Raw genomic sequence first — 14400 nt, 5'->3', positions numbered from 1 at the left:
CGAACGAAGGCCGACGCCTCTAGCGTCAACCTCCGTTCTAGGCTAGCCGTACAGGGTGCCGAGAAGCTTATTTCCCAGCCTCATCTTTTTATTTAAGGGGACAAGATAATGATTCAAAACTATGATGACGCCCTGGCCTTTATCCACGGACGAACAAAATTTAAGAAGGTTCCCACCCTCAAGCGAATGCGGCGCTTCCTAGCCGAGCTAGGCAATCCCCAGAATGGCTTACACTATATCCACGTGACCGGAACCAACGGCAAGGGATCGACGGTGGCGATGCTACGGGCGATGCTGCTCGAATGTGGCCTGACAGTCGGCAGTTTCACCTCTCCCTTCATCACCCGTTTCAATGAGCGAATCGAATACAATGCTGAACAGATTAGCGACGATGACCTAGTACGGCTGACCCAGCGCCTGGAGCCGGTAGTCGCCAAGTTGGATCGGGATCTTTCGAGTGGTGGCCCAACCGAGTTTGAAATCGATACAGCCCTGATGTTCTGTTACATGGCCGAAAAGAACCCGGACGTCGTACTCCTGGAGGTCGGCATCGGTGGCTTATACGACTCCACTAACGTAATCATCCCCGACGTCAGCGTAATCACCACGGTCGGCTGGGACCACATGAAGTACCTCGGTGACACCCTGGCCGCTATTGCGACACAGAAGGCTGGAATTATCAAAGCGACGACCCCGGTAGTCATCGGGCAGGTGCCAGAGTCTGCCCGGAAGGTAATCGTCCAGACTGCTGACAAACTGGCGGCTCCCCGATACGAGTTAGGGCGTGACTTTACGGCCCATAAGTTTAATGGTCATGACCTGCGAGCCCAGCTTCAGTATGAGGGCCTGGCGATCCACCGTGTCCATTTCCGCTTGGGCCTAGCGGGGAACTACCAGGTGGAAAATGCGGCGATCGCCCTGACGGCGGCCCAGCTCTTCCTTCAGCGCCGGGGATTGCCCTTAGACCAGGCGGCCCTGCGCAAGGGGCTGGCAAGCAGCCAGTGGCCGGGGCGGATGGAGGTCGTCAACGACGCACCGCTTGTCCTACTCGACGGGGCTCATAACCTTCCGGGAATCCAGGCACTAGTCAAGTCAATTCAAGATGACTTCGCCGACCGTGATGTCTACGTCCTGGTGGCCATCTTGGCCGACAAGCAGTATGACCTAATGTTGGGGGAGCTGGCCAGTCTGGGCAACGTTCACCTGACCGTCACCAGTTTTGCCGGCCCAGGTCCTAAACGGCCGAGTGCTGACCTGGCAACGGTGGTTGACCAGTTTACTAGCCGTTACCCGATTCAGGTGGCAGACAACTGGCAGGTCGGCTTTTCTCAGGTGGCCGGCCAGCTCAGCGAAGAGGACGTTATGATTGTGACCGGGTCGCTCTACTTCATTGCCGACGTTCGCCACTTATTTGACGATTAATCGTCTCTTTGCCGTATTTATCTAGTGAGCGGATAAATACAAAGGAGCGATTGAATATGAATGAATACCAGGCGCTATTGATGCACAGCATTCCCAACACGACGATTGACGGTGAGGACGGCTACCATTATATGCTGACCCACTACCCGACGCCGCTGGACCTCAGGACGATTCCATGCGATGAACAGACCGCCCTCTGTCAAGATGACGCCGGCCTGCGGGGGTTCTTCGCCGCAATCCAGCTGGGGCAGCTGATGGCCCGATCCCACCCGACCGTGGAGGGGTGTGCTTATTCCAGCATGGAGTTGGGCCAGGCAATGATTGATCACTTTACCGGTGACGAGCAGGAGAGTGTCTGCGTGGCCTTCACCAACGTCCATAACGAGATTATTAAGTTCAAGCGAATGTTTATCGGTGGGCGCAGCGAGTGTGTCCTCTACCCGGACCAGATTTTCAAGCAGGCCCTGCGCTGTTCGGCCAGCGGTCTGGTGATGGTTCATAACCACCCGTCTGGCGACGTCAAGCCCTCACACCAGGACCTGGCCTTTGCCAAGCGTCTTGAGAAGGGGGGTCACCTCTTGGGGATCCAGGTGTTAGATTTCATGATTGTAGGTGGTCAGCGTTACTATAGCTGGCGTGAGCAACAAGTTTAGGGACAAAGTTAAAGAAAAACTTAATTTCCCCGGAAAATTTCTTTTCTGCTGTGTTGATAATGTATATTAATGTTCGTATGTCGTGACTGGCTATGGTATAATATCCACGATATTAATTTGAATTTATTAGTTAAAAAACGAAGGGAAGAAATAGATTGCTAGGAATTGGAACCAAAAATCTAGGAATCGATCTGGGGACCGCTAACACAATTGTTTACCTCGAGGGTAAGGGGATTGTGCTGCGTGAGCCATCAGTTGTTGCGCGTAATGCCAAGACTAATGAAGTGATCTCCGTCGGTTCAGACGCTCGTGATATGATCGGTCGGACACCGGAGAGCATCGTAGCCATTCGGCCGATGAAGGACGGGGTTATTGCCGACTACGACACGACCGTTGCCATGATGAAGTACTACATCGAAAAGGCTTTGGGCGGTAGCAACGGTAAGCCATACGTGATGGTTTGTGTGCCAAGTGGGATCACCGAGGTTGAGAAGCGAGCAGTCATCGACGCTACCCGGGTTGCCGGAGCGCGGGATGCCTACGTCATTGAGGAACCGTTTGCGGCGGCCATCGGTGCGGGTCTTCCGGTAATGGATCCAACTGGTAGCATGGTTGTTGATATTGGTGGTGGGACCACCGATGTTGCCACGATTTCCCTGGGGGGGATCGTTTCTAGCCGGTCCATTCGGATGGCCGGCGACAAGATGAATGATGCCATCGCTCAATATGTTCGGCAGAACAAGAACCTTTTGATCGGTGAGCGGACATCTGAAAAGCTCAAGTGGGACATTGGCTCGGCTTCCGTTGATGCTGCCGACGAGATGGGGACGACCGAGGTACGTGGTCGTGACCTGGTCACCGGTCTGCCGAAGACGATGGAGGTTTCGGCCAAGGATGTTTCGACTGCTCTTCAGGGCGTGGTTGAAAACATCATTGCTGCCATCAAGGGAACGCTGGAGGAGACGTCACCGGAAATTGCCGCTGACGTGATCGACCACGGGATTGTCCTGACCGGTGGGGGTGCACTGTTGAAACACCTGCCAGATGTAATCGCGGATGCCACTAAGGTACCCGTCTTCATTGCCAACGATCCACTTGACTGTGTGGCAATTGGGACTGGTGAATCTCTCAAGAGCATCGACGTAATGAAGAAGAAGTAATCAGAACTGGGCAGGCCATCTGACTGCTCAGCACGTAGGCGGGGCTGGTCGCAAAACGATTTGTTTTGTCTAGCCGCGCTTTTGTTATTTGATAAATTGCATTTGGAGGATTATCATGCGCAAGTTCTTTTCCAATCGCCGGTTGGTTATCATTGTGATAATTCTGGTTGTCTGCTTTGGCCTGATGGCGGGTTCGATTACCATGCGCAACCGGCGGAATACACCGCCACTGATCCAGCAGTTTGGTAACGACATCGTTGGTTTTGCCGATAGTGCCGTGGCCCTGCCGGTCAATTGGCTTCAGACCAGTTTCAGCTCGGTCAATGACCTGATGAATACCTACTCAGAGAACCGGGAACTGAAGCAACAGGTCACCGACCTCGCCCAGACGAAGGTCCGTAACCAGGCCTTGGCTCATGAAAATAAACAGTTGAAACAGGAACTCAAGCTTAACAGCTCGATGACCGACTATGACACGGTCACGGCCGCCGTTTTAATGCGGACCCCATCCGCTTGGCAACAGCAACTCGTGATCAACAAGGGTCAGTCCAGTGGTATCAAGAAAAATATGCCGGTCATGAGTGACGGTGGTTTGATCGGCCGAATCGCCGAGGTCAATAAGACCAACAGCAAGGTGGAGCTCCTCAGCGACACCAGTGAGTCATCCAACCGTTTTGCCATTGCTATCCACGGTACGGACGGGATCGTCAACGGGATCGTCACCGGCTACAACGCCTCACGTGATGAGCTGGTGATGGGGCAAGTCAGCTCTAAGGCCAAGCTCAAGAAGGGGGCCCGGGTAACCACCAATGGGATGGGTGGTATCACCCCTAAGGGCCTGTACGTCGGCAAAGTTGCCCGGGTTGGCAAGGACGACTACGGCCTGGCCCAGAAGGTTTATATTACTCCGGCAGCAAACTTTAACGACATCAACATCGTGACGGTTGCCGAATCGGCATCTCAGGAGTGATGAAGTATGTATCGATTATCACGATTAAAATACGTTTTTCCCGTGGGGCTGTTTGTGTGCCTGTTTCTGGATGGCGCGCTGAGTCACGTCTGGGCACCGCTATTTTTTCACTATCCCTATTCGATGGCCAGTGAGCTGGTTCTCTTGTGGTTGACGCTGGCCTACTTCTTCGAAAATGGTATTGAGATCCCACTGATTCCGTTTGCGGCGGTCGCGGGGATCGTGGCGGACCTGTATGGGTCGGGGATCCTCGGCTTATATATGTTCCTGTTCCCATGTGTTATGGGGCTGACCACCATCCTCTCGAAGTACTTCTCGTCGTCGTTTCTGTCGATGATCATGATCTTCTTCATCGACTTGGTTGCCTTTTCCACCCTTAACTACTGGGCCTATTCACTGGTCGGGGTTACGTCAACCCCATTCGGTGACTACCTGGTCTACGTCTTGGCACCAACCCTGGCCCTAAATCTTGTGTACTTTGTGGTCCTCTACTGGCCAATTCGCGCGATCTTCAATTGGGCGACCGATGAAAAAACTGCCTAGTTGTCTTGACAAGTCGTGGGGAAGAGAGTAGGATACAAAATAATCAATATCACGAACGACAATGAACAGACTAGTAGGGTAGTATTAGTTGTTAAGCGAGTCCCGCTGGATGGGAAGGGACCTTCTAAAATGCCTGAATCACATCTGTGAGTTGGCTCCCTGAAGCAACAGTAGGGGAGCCCGGGGAAGCCCGTTACAGCGCGGAGTTTAATTTTGAACTCGCTAAGGTTGATACTCGTGAGGGGTCAACAAGATGAGGTGGAACCGCGGAAACGCCCTCGTAGCCATTTGGCTCGGGGGCGTTTTTTGTTTAACGGCTTCAAAATTGAACTTACCGAGGTGGCCGCTGCGAGGTGGCCGCGAACATGGGGTGGTACCACGATTGATTCGTCCTCTAGGATTTCGGTCCTAGGGGGCTTTTTGTTTATTATCGTTTGGCGCTTGAAGATGAAGGAGGACTTGATATGCAATACGTTACTGAGATTTTGCCATCATTATTACAGGGAGCGGGGTTGACCCTGCAAATTTTCTTCTGGACCCTGGTTTGTTCGCTACCGCTGGGGATCCTGGTTAGTCTGGGACTGATCTCCAAGATCCGGCCCCTCCAATGGATCCTTGAAATTTATGTCTGGTTGATGCGGGGGACGCCGTTACTACTTCAACTGATCTTCGTGTTCTATGGCCTACCGATCATCGGAATCGTCTTCCAGCGTTACGATGCCGCCCTGGTGGCCTTCATCTTAAACTATGCAGCCTACTTCGCTGAGATCTTCCGGGGTGGTTTCCAGGCCATCGACGAGGGGCAGTTTGAAGCGGCCCGGGTCCTGCGACTAAGCTACTGGCAGACCCTGCGTAAGATCGTGATCCCCCAAGTGGTCAAGATCGTCATCCCATCCATCGGAAACGAAGTCATCAACCTGGTCAAGGACTCCTCATTGGTCTATGTCATCGGGCTGGGCGACCTACTGCGTGCCGGCAACGTTGCCACTGCCCGGGACGTTACCCTGGTACCGCTGCTCCTGGTGGCCGTGATCTACCTGATCCTGGTAGGAATCTGTACTTTGGTTCTGCGGAAGGTTGAACAACGTTATTCATACTTCAAGTAAAGTAGGAGGAATTGCCAATGTTAGAAGTTAAGAATTTATACAAGAGTTTTGGTGATCGGGTCATTTTAGACAACGTTAGCTTAACGGTTAAGGATGGCGAGATCCTCAGCATCGTCGGTCCGTCCGGGGCCGGGAAGACGACCCTCTTGCGATGCATTACGGGTTTGGAGACGGCCGACAAAGGAGAGTTCTTGATCGACGGTCAGCCCTTTGACCCCCAAGGGACGGCGGAATCCGACCGGGTGATCGGGGTGGTCTTCCAGGATTATAACCTCTTTCCCAACTTATCCGTGATGGAAAACATTACGCTGGCGCCGATCTTGGTCTTGAAGAAGTCCAAGGAGGAAGCAGAGGCGGATGCCCGGGGCCTGCTGGAGGAATTAGGGTTGAACACCAAGGGCGACCTCTATCCCTGGCAACTGTCCGGTGGGCAGAAGCAACGGGTGGCCATCGCCCGGGCCCTGGCGATGAGTCCAAAGATCCTCTGCTACGATGAGCCAACCTCCGCCCTGGATCCGGAGATGCGCAAGGAGGTCGCCAAGATCATCATGGGCCTCAAGAAGGACGGGATGACCCAGCTGGTCGTGACCCACGATTTCGACTTTGCCAACGAGATCGCCGACGACATCCTGAAGGTCAAGGCCCTCGACAAGTCCTTCGACCAGATCCAGGATGTTGACAAGAAGCAGGCATAGAAGGGGAGGGGACGCGTATGAAAAAGTTCAAAGCAATCTGGCTACTACTGCTGCTTTTGATCCCCACCCTGTGCCTGACCGGATGCGAGAGTGTCACGACGCGGGCCAACCACCAGGATACCTGGTCACGGATTGAACGCCGCAAGAAGGTCATTGTCGGCCTCGACGATAGCTTCGTGCCGATGGGCTTTCGGCAAAAGAACGGGAAGCTGGTCGGCTACGACGTCGACCTGTCCCGAGCCGTCTTCAAGCAGTACGGGATCAAGGTCGACTTCCAACCGATCGACTGGTCAATGAAGGAGACCGAGTTGAAGAACGGGACGATTGACCTTCTTTGGAACGGGTACTCCGTCAACGCTAGCCGGCGCAAGAAGGTGGCCTTCTCCCGCGACTACCTGGCGAATCGGCAGGTCCTGGTGACGTTGAAGCGCGACCGCATTAACAACCTCGACGACATGCAGGGCAAGACCCTCGGGGTGCAGACTGGGTCAACCGGGGACACGGTCCTAAACGAACACCCAAAGCTATTGAAGGACAAGATCAAGGACAAGACCCCGGTCATGTATGACACTTTCCCAAACGCCTTCATTGACCTGAACGCTGGGCGGATTCAGGGGATTTTGATGGATGAGGTCTACGCCAACTACTACGTCAAGCACCAGAAGGACCCTGGCGCCTACCGGGTTGATGTCAACAAGCAGTTCCCGGTTGAATATTTCGCCGTTGGGATGCGGAAGGGCGACAAGACGCTGCGCCGCAAGATTAATGACGGTCTCGGTCACCTCCAGCGCGATGGTCAGTTGAAGAAGATCAACGAGAAGTGGTTTGGGATGGACAGCACCTTCCTCGGCCCTGACAATAATTAACATGGATAAAGCTGGCGGAAAGAAATTCCCCCAGCTTTTTTAGTTGATTTCCCCCGAAATACCGGGATCCGTTTGTAATTTGGGCCGGTTTAACGTATCATTAATCAGTATGACTAATTCGGCAAAAATGGTGAGCGCGATTCCGATTAACAAGCGTTTGCCCGAACGGAAAGGAGAACATTGACAGTGCACTTTGATCTTGCCAGTGGCGTGGCCCTCCACGTTATTCCCACCAAGCAATTTAAGATGACGCATGTTCTAATTACTTTTACCACGTCCCAGACCCGCGATAACGCAACGGCCCGTAACCTGTTGGCTAATCTTTTGGAGACCAGCACCCACCGCTACCCGACCCAGACGGCCCTGGCACGGCAGCTGGCTAAGCTCTACGGGGCCTATGTGGGCATGGGAGTCGGTCGGGTCGGCCGCCTGCACACGGTTCGGCTCCGGGCCAGCTTTGTCAACGACCAGATTGCGGGAACGAACCTCTTCGCCCAGGTGGTGGACCTGATCAATGAGATTCTCTTCCATCCCCTGATCGACGATAATGAGTTCGATGGTCCGACCTTCCGGATTCAGGCCCATAACCTCCGGCAAACCATCACCGCCCTGTATGATGACAAGCAGTTCTACGCCAACCGCCAGCTGATGAATCTCTACTACCCGGATGAGGCCGTCTTGCGGGTGCCGAGCTTTGGCCGGGTGGCGGACCTCGCTAACTTGACGGCCCAGAACCTCGTCCCCGTTTACCAGGACATGGTGGATCGCGACCGGGTCGACATCTTTGTGCTTGGCGACGTAGATCCAGCAGGGGTTCGCGATGAAATTAGTCAGCTGCCGTTTAGCAGCCGGGCAGTATCGTCGCTTTCACCTTATTACCAACAGCCGCCTCATCCAGCCGTGCGACGCAAGGTGGAGCACCAACCGGTTGTCCAGGCCAAACTCAACCTGGGTTACCAGTTGCCGGTCTACTACCATGACCAGAATTATTACGCCGGCCTGGTCTTCAACGGCTTGTTTGGCGGTACGCCATACTCCAAGCTCTTCACCAACGTTCGGGAGAAGGCCAGCCTGGCATATTACGCGACCAGCCGGCTCCTACCGTTTACCGGCTTCTTGGGAGTCCAGACGGGGATCCAGGCGGTCGATGCCCAGCGGGTGACGGACCTGATTGCTCAACAACTGGCCGAACTCTGTGCAGGGAAGTTTAGTGCTGAACAGCTAGCGGAGGTTCAGGACAGCCTGATCAACCAGTACCGGGCCAGTCACGACCTAGCTAATAACATCCTGGGTCGCCAGCTCCTGCGGGCCCTACTTGACCTGCCACCGGAAACGGCGGTGACCGATAAGATTAATGCGGTGACTGCTGATGACGTTTCCCGGGTGGCCCAGCTGGTGAAGATGCAGGCGACTTATTTATTGAGTGGTGAGAAATAAACAGATGGATAGACAAACGTATCAAGAATTTAATCGGATCATATACCGGCGGCGTTTGGCCAACGGACTGCTCGTTCAGCTCCTGCCAATGCCGGGCTTTCAGAAGACCTACGCGACCTTCTCGACGGATTTTGGCTCAATCGACAACCACTTCATCCCATATCATGAAGAGGACCCGGTCCTGGTGCCTGATGGGGTGGCCCACTTCCTCGAACACAAGATGTTTGAAAAAGCCGACCACGACGCCTTTGACCTCTTTGGCAAACTGGGGGCGGATTCTAATGCCTACACCAGTTTTACCCAGACCAGCTACCTCTTTTCGACGACCAGCCATCTTCACGAAAACCTGAACGTCCTCCTCGACTTTGTGCAGGATCCCTACTTCACTGCTCAGACAGTGCAAAAGGAGCAGGGAATCATCGGCCAGGAGATCAAGATGTACGACGATGATGCCGACTGGCGCCTCTATTTAGGCCTGATCGGTAACCTCTACCCCCATGACCCGATGCGAATTGATATTGCGGGAACGGTGGAGTCAATCAGTCAAATCACGCCAGAAGTCCTGATGCAGAGCTACCGGACCTTCTACCAGCCAACCAATATGAATCTCTTCATTGTTGGTAACCTGGATCCAGAGGAAACCCTGTCCTGGATTGACCAGAACCAGGGGGCCAAGAACTTCTTGCCAGCGGAGACACCACGACGCCTGTTTGAACTAAACGACCCAACCGCCCACGATGTCATTCCCTTCCGGTCGCTGACGATGAATATTGCCCGGCCCAAGGTGATGGTCGGCCTGCGGGGAATCAAGCAGTTTACCGATGGACGGGCACGCTTGCACTACAAGCTGGCCGTGGACCTGCTCTTGGACGTCCTTTTCGATGACACGTCTGATAACTACCTTCGTCTCTACAATAATGAAGTACTTGATGATTCCTTTGGCTACAACTTCGAGATGCAACGTGGCTTTCATTTTGCCTACTTCAGCTCGAACACTGATCAGATGGAGCGCTTTGCTGATGAGGTCGTGGCCATCCTAGAGAGTGCCGATAAGCAGATTGATGCGGCGCGGACCCGGTTTACCGGGATTAAGCGGGCCGAACTCGGCCGCCTGATCGGTCTGCTGGACTCACCGGAGGCCATTGCTAACCGTTACGCCGGCCAGCTCTTCGACGGGGCTAACTTGATGGATGAGATCCAGGCCTTAAAGTCCATCACCTTAGATGACCTCTACCAGGTGGCGGCAGATTTCATCAATCCGCAGGGCATTTCGGTTTACCAGGTGGTTCCCCATCACCAGTAACGATACCTTTTCTTAACTTCAGTTCTGAAGAGAACATGATATAATGTCCAAGGATAAGCGAATAAACAAAATGGAGATAGGCTAATGAGTGAAAACAATAGCGAACAAAAGCATGTTGAGATTGGTAAGAAGCTACAAGCGGCCCGCCAGGCCAAGGGGTACACGCTCGATGACCTCCAGCAGATCACCAAGATCCAGAAGCGATACCTGATCGCAATTGAGGATGAAAAATTTGATGAGCTGCCCGGGGATTTCTACGTACGGGCCTTTGTCAAGCAGTATGCCAATACGGTCGGCCTAGACGGGGATGACCTACTTAAGGAGTATGAGGATGACCTTCCCAAGGCCAAGACGGCTGAGTACTCCGACCACATTGCCCAGGCGGTGGAATCGCGGGCTAGTCAGCATAAGACCATTGGCAACCAGGTCAGCAAGAGTCGTAAGTACGTGCCAACGATCATCATTACCGTGGTGATCATCCTGGTTCTGGCGGCCATCTGGTTCACCGCGATTGCCCGGAGTCACCGGGACTCCTCAACGCGGATCGACAACAGTTCCGTCTCCGTTTCGGGTGAGAGCCGGAAGAAGGCCTCCTCATCCAGTAAGAAGGCAACCAAGAAGCCGGCCGTAGCGGCACTTAAGCTCAAGCAGACCAGTCGCAGCGGGAACAGTGTTACCTACACGGCTGATAAGCTGAAGGCCGACACTACCCTGCAGATTAACCCGACTGATCGGGCCTGGATGCAGGTACGGGCTAACGACAACGACCTGTTGAACCGGACCCTAAACGCCAACGACAAGACCAAGATTAAGGTGGGCAGGGATACCACCAGTCTAGTCATCACAGTTGGTAATGCCCGGGCCACCAAGCTAAGGATCGACAACCAGACGATCGATTTCACCGATAACGGCCGTTACCAGAATACCCGGACGGTGACGATCAACTTCGGGAGCCAGCAGGGCAGTAGCTCAACGTCCTCGTCGAGCAGTGTGACAAGCACCAGCAGTAGCCAACGGGTGACGAACAACAGTAGTGTGGCTAGTCAGACAAACACCGCTAACCGGCAGTCTACGACGGCAACCTCAAACGTCAATAACCGTCAGCAGACGAATACGCAGACACGATAATTGGAGGAGTAGACCTTGAATTTACCTAATAAGTTGACCGTTGTACGGTTGATTATCATTCCCTTTTTCTTGTTGTTAATGGTAGTTCCGTTATCCTGGGGCAGCGTAACCTTCTGGGGCGCTACCATTCCGGTTACCCAGCTGATTGCAGCAATCCTCTTCATTGCGGCGACGATTACCGATAACCTTGACGGCCGGATCGCCCGGCGTGACCACCTGGTGACCAACTTCGGTAAGTTTACCGACCCGCTGGCCGACAAGCTCCTGGTCATGACCGCCTTTATCGTTCTAACCGGTAGTCAGGTGGTTCCCGCTTGGGTTACCACAATTATTATCTGGCGTGAGCTGTCGGTAACCGGTCTTCGGCTACTGTTAGTTGAACAGAGTGGGATCGTGCTGGCGGCCAAGATGCCGGGGAAGATCAAGACGACGACTCAGTTCATCGCCATCATTTTTCTGCTGCTCAACAACGTTATCTTTGCCATCTGGGGGATCCCGTTTGGGCAGATTATGCTCTACATCTGCCTGTTCTTCACGGTTTACTCCGGGGTGGACTACTTCATCCAGGGGCGGGGCGTCTTCTCCGATGGTTTTAAGTAAAAATTATCAAGCTGGTGAGATTTTCTCCCAGCTTTTTTTGATACGGCAAGTTATAATTTACGTATTAACTATATAGGGGTGGATAAAATGGATGCTGAGATTATATCGGTTGGCACGGAGATCGTGCTTGGCCAAATTGTGAACACCAACGCACCGTTCCTCGCCCGGCAGCTGGGGACACTGGGGATCACGGCGGATCGTCAGTTGGCGATTCCGGACCGGCAGGAATTAATGGTTGCTTCAATTCGGACGGCCTGGCAACGGTCACCGCTGGTCTTTGTCTGTGGGGGACTAGGGCCAACCGCCGATGATGTGACCCTGGCGGCCGTGGCTCAGGCCTTGGGGGTCAAGTTGACGGTTGACTCTGACCACTGGCAGTGGATTCAGGGGACCTTTGCCCAGCGTCATCAGCCGATGATGCCGGAGAACATCCAGCAGGCCAAGTGCCTGACGGGTGGTGAGCCACTAGCCAATTCTGTTGGTCTGGCTTTGGGCAGCTGGTACGAGCATGATGGCCATCGCCTGGTTGTCTTACCAGGGCCACCACGTGAGTTCGTCCCGATGGTCACCGGGGAGGTTATGCCGCGTCTGGCCAAGATCGTGGGCCAGCGTGTACAGATCACCAGCCGAACCCTGAATTTCTTTGGGCGGTCGGAGTCACAGCTGATGGATGAGATTGCTGACGTGACCGCTGACCTGAGCGGGGTGATGATCACCTCATATGTCCAGTCGGATGCGATCCAGGTGCGGATGACCGTCCGTAATCAACCGCGGGCTGCCGCCAATCACTTGCTGGATACGGCCCAGGCGCTAATCGTCAAAGAGGAGGCGCCGTACTTCTTTGGCGTTGGTGATGACTGCCGCCTGGCCGCGGTGGTGGTTGACCAGCTGCGGGACCGAGGGTGGCGGCTGACGGCCGCAGAGAGCCTGACTGGCGGGATGTTTCAGAGCACGATCTGCTCGGTTCCCGGTGCCTCCAACGTTTTTGACGGTGGATTCGTAACTTACGCGGCCCGGGCCAAGGAAGAGCTGTTGGGGATTGATCACCAGGTCATCGCCGAACACGGGGTCGTCAGTGCCCAAACGGCGGCGCAGATGGCTGAGCGGAGCCGGCAACGGCTTGGTGTCCAGGTTGGCCTAGGTTTTACTGGTGTGGCCGGTCCGGACAGTCTGGAGGGGCAGCCAGCCGGAACCGTCTGGGTTGGTCTGGCGATCTCCGGCCAGCCAACGACGACCAGGTTGCTTCACCTCGGTGCTTACCGCGGCCGACAGGCGGTTCGTCAGCGGAGTGTCCAGGCGGGACTACAGATGCTTTACCGGGCACTACAGAAATAATCGAACCGCTGTTCGCATTTTTCTTGTTTTTTTATGGAAAACTGGTATCATTAGTTATCGGACATTTCGATGTAAAGGAGGAATTTTGATTTGGCTGATCAGCGAAAGGCAGCACTAGATGTTGCCATCAGAAAGATCGAAAAGAATTTCGGTAAGGGCTCCATCATGCGGATGGGGGATGCTGCCGATATGAAGATCGCGACGATTTCCAGTGGCTCATTGGCGATTGACAAGGCACTGGGAGTTGGTGGATACCCACGTGGCCGGATCGTTGAGATTTACGGCCCCGAGAGTTCTGGGAAGACAACGGTTGCCCTACACGCGGTGGCAGAAGTTCAGCGCCAGGGCGGCACGGCGGCCTACATTGATGCCGAAAACGCCCTGGATCCACAGTATGCCGAGGCCCTCGGGGTCGACGTTGATAACCTCCTCCTCTCCCAGCCAGATACCGGTGAAGAGGGGCTGGAGATCGCCGATGCCCTGATCTCTAGTGGGGCGGTTGACCTAGTTGTGGTTGACTCAGTAGCTGCGTTGGTTCCCCGGGCCGAGATCGAAGGCGAGATGGGGGACGCCCACGTTGGTCTGCAGGCACGGCTGATGTCACAGGCCCTGCGGAAGCTCTCCGGTGAGATCAACAAGACCAAGACCATTGCGATCTTCATCAACCAGATCCGTGAAAAGGTTGGGGTGATGTTTGGTAACCCTGAGACGACGACTGGTGGTCGGGCCCTCAAGTTCTACTCCACGATTCGAATGGAGATTCGCCGGGCCGAACAGATCAAGAACGGTACCGACGTCATCGGTAACCGGACCAAGGTCAAGATCGTCAAGAACAAGGTTGCGCCACCGTTCAAACGTTGCGAGGTTGACATCATGTATGGTGAGGGAATCTCCAAGGCCGGTGAGCTCCTCGACATGGCGGTTGAAAAAGATCTCGTCAACAAGAGTGGTGCCTGGTACTCATACGGTAGTGACCGAATTGGCCAGGGGCGTGAAAACGCCAAGAAGTGGTTAGCTGACCACCCTGATCAGATGGCTGAGTTGATGAACAAGGTGCGGGTTGCCTATGGGATGGCTCCACTAGAGAATTCCAAGGATAAGGATGACGCGGACCAGCCTGGTGAATAGAAGCAGGAGACAATTGAAGAGGCAAGCAAAAAGTAGCTTGTTGTAGATAATGAG

14 protein-coding genes are annotated in these 14400 nt (G+C 54.3%); all 14 read left to right on the top strand.

All coding sequences use genetic code 11. The features are described from left to right. Positions 1-108: 108 nt before the first annotated feature. Positions 109-1422, top strand: coding sequence for a bifunctional folylpolyglutamate synthase/dihydrofolate synthase (locus FD34_RS04265; protein WP_057807090.1), 1314 nt, complete (start codon positions 109-111; stop codon positions 1420-1422). Positions 1423-1478: 56 nt separating this feature from the next. Further along, positions 1479-2075, top strand: coding sequence for a JAB domain-containing protein (locus FD34_RS04260; RefSeq protein ID WP_057807088.1), 597 nt, complete (start codon positions 1479-1481; stop codon positions 2073-2075). 155 nt (positions 2076-2230) lie between these two features. Next, the gene (locus FD34_RS04255; RefSeq protein ID WP_057807086.1) at positions 2231-3235 is read left to right on the top strand and encodes a rod shape-determining protein; all 1005 of its coding nucleotides are present in this window, start codon (positions 2231-2233) and stop codon (positions 3233-3235) included. 115 nt (positions 3236-3350) lie between these two features. Next, positions 3351-4205: a rod shape-determining protein MreC gene (mreC, locus tag FD34_RS04250; protein WP_057807084.1), complete on the top strand. Its 855-nt coding sequence runs from the start codon at positions 3351-3353 to the stop codon at positions 4203-4205. Between the two features lie 6 nt (positions 4206-4211). Next, the gene (gene mreD, locus FD34_RS04245) at positions 4212-4748 is read left to right on the top strand and encodes a rod shape-determining protein MreD (RefSeq protein ID WP_057807083.1); all 537 of its coding nucleotides are present in this window, start codon (positions 4212-4214) and stop codon (positions 4746-4748) included. 464 nt (positions 4749-5212) lie between these two features. Beyond that, positions 5213-5854 carry an amino acid ABC transporter permease gene (locus tag FD34_RS04240; protein ID WP_057807081.1) on the top strand — a complete coding sequence of 214 codons (642 nt, stop codon included), beginning with the start codon at positions 5213-5215 and terminating at the stop codon, positions 5852-5854. 17 nt (positions 5855-5871) lie between these two features. Continuing rightward, positions 5872-6549: an amino acid ABC transporter ATP-binding protein gene (locus FD34_RS04235; protein ID WP_057807079.1), complete on the top strand. Its 678-nt coding sequence runs from the start codon at positions 5872-5874 to the stop codon at positions 6547-6549. A 17-nt stretch (positions 6550-6566) separates the two neighbouring features. After that, positions 6567-7415, top strand: coding sequence for an amino acid ABC transporter substrate-binding protein (locus tag FD34_RS04230; protein WP_057807077.1), 849 nt, complete (start codon positions 6567-6569; stop codon positions 7413-7415). Between the two features lie 186 nt (positions 7416-7601). Further along, positions 7602-8852: an EF-P 5-aminopentanol modification-associated protein YfmF gene (yfmF, locus tag FD34_RS04225; protein WP_057807075.1), complete on the top strand. Its 1251-nt coding sequence runs from the start codon at positions 7602-7604 to the stop codon at positions 8850-8852. 4 nt (positions 8853-8856) lie between these two features. After that, entirely contained in the window at positions 8857-10155 is a 1299-nt protein-coding gene (gene yfmH / locus FD34_RS04220) for an EF-P 5-aminopentanol modification-associated protein YfmH (RefSeq protein ID WP_057807073.1), read from the top strand. Positions 10156-10239: 84 nt separating this feature from the next. Further along, positions 10240-11283, top strand: a complete 1044-nt coding sequence (locus FD34_RS04215) for a helix-turn-helix domain-containing protein (protein ID WP_057807071.1) — start codon at positions 10240-10242, stop codon at positions 11281-11283. A gap of 15 nt (positions 11284-11298) precedes the next feature. Further along, positions 11299-11883: a CDP-diacylglycerol--glycerol-3-phosphate 3-phosphatidyltransferase gene (pgsA, locus tag FD34_RS04210; RefSeq protein ID WP_057807068.1), complete on the top strand. Its 585-nt coding sequence runs from the start codon at positions 11299-11301 to the stop codon at positions 11881-11883. An 87-nt stretch (positions 11884-11970) separates the two neighbouring features. After that, positions 11971-13218 (top strand): competence/damage-inducible protein A, encoded by a 1248-nt coding sequence (locus tag FD34_RS04205; RefSeq protein WP_057807066.1) that lies wholly within the window; start codon positions 11971-11973, stop codon positions 13216-13218. Positions 13219-13308: 90 nt separating this feature from the next. Then, complete coding sequence (gene recA / locus FD34_RS04200; protein ID WP_057807065.1) at positions 13309-14346, top strand: recombinase RecA; 1038 nt, start codon at positions 13309-13311, stop codon at positions 14344-14346. Positions 14347-14400 lie beyond the last annotated feature (54 nt).

It is taken from the genome of Limosilactobacillus pontis DSM 8475 (assembly GCF_001435345.1).
GTDB classification, from domain to species: Bacteria; Bacillota; Bacilli; order Lactobacillales; family Lactobacillaceae; genus Limosilactobacillus; species Limosilactobacillus pontis.
The sequence above is the reverse complement of the archived record's forward strand: the minus strand, read 5'-3'. Positions and strand labels throughout refer to the sequence as shown.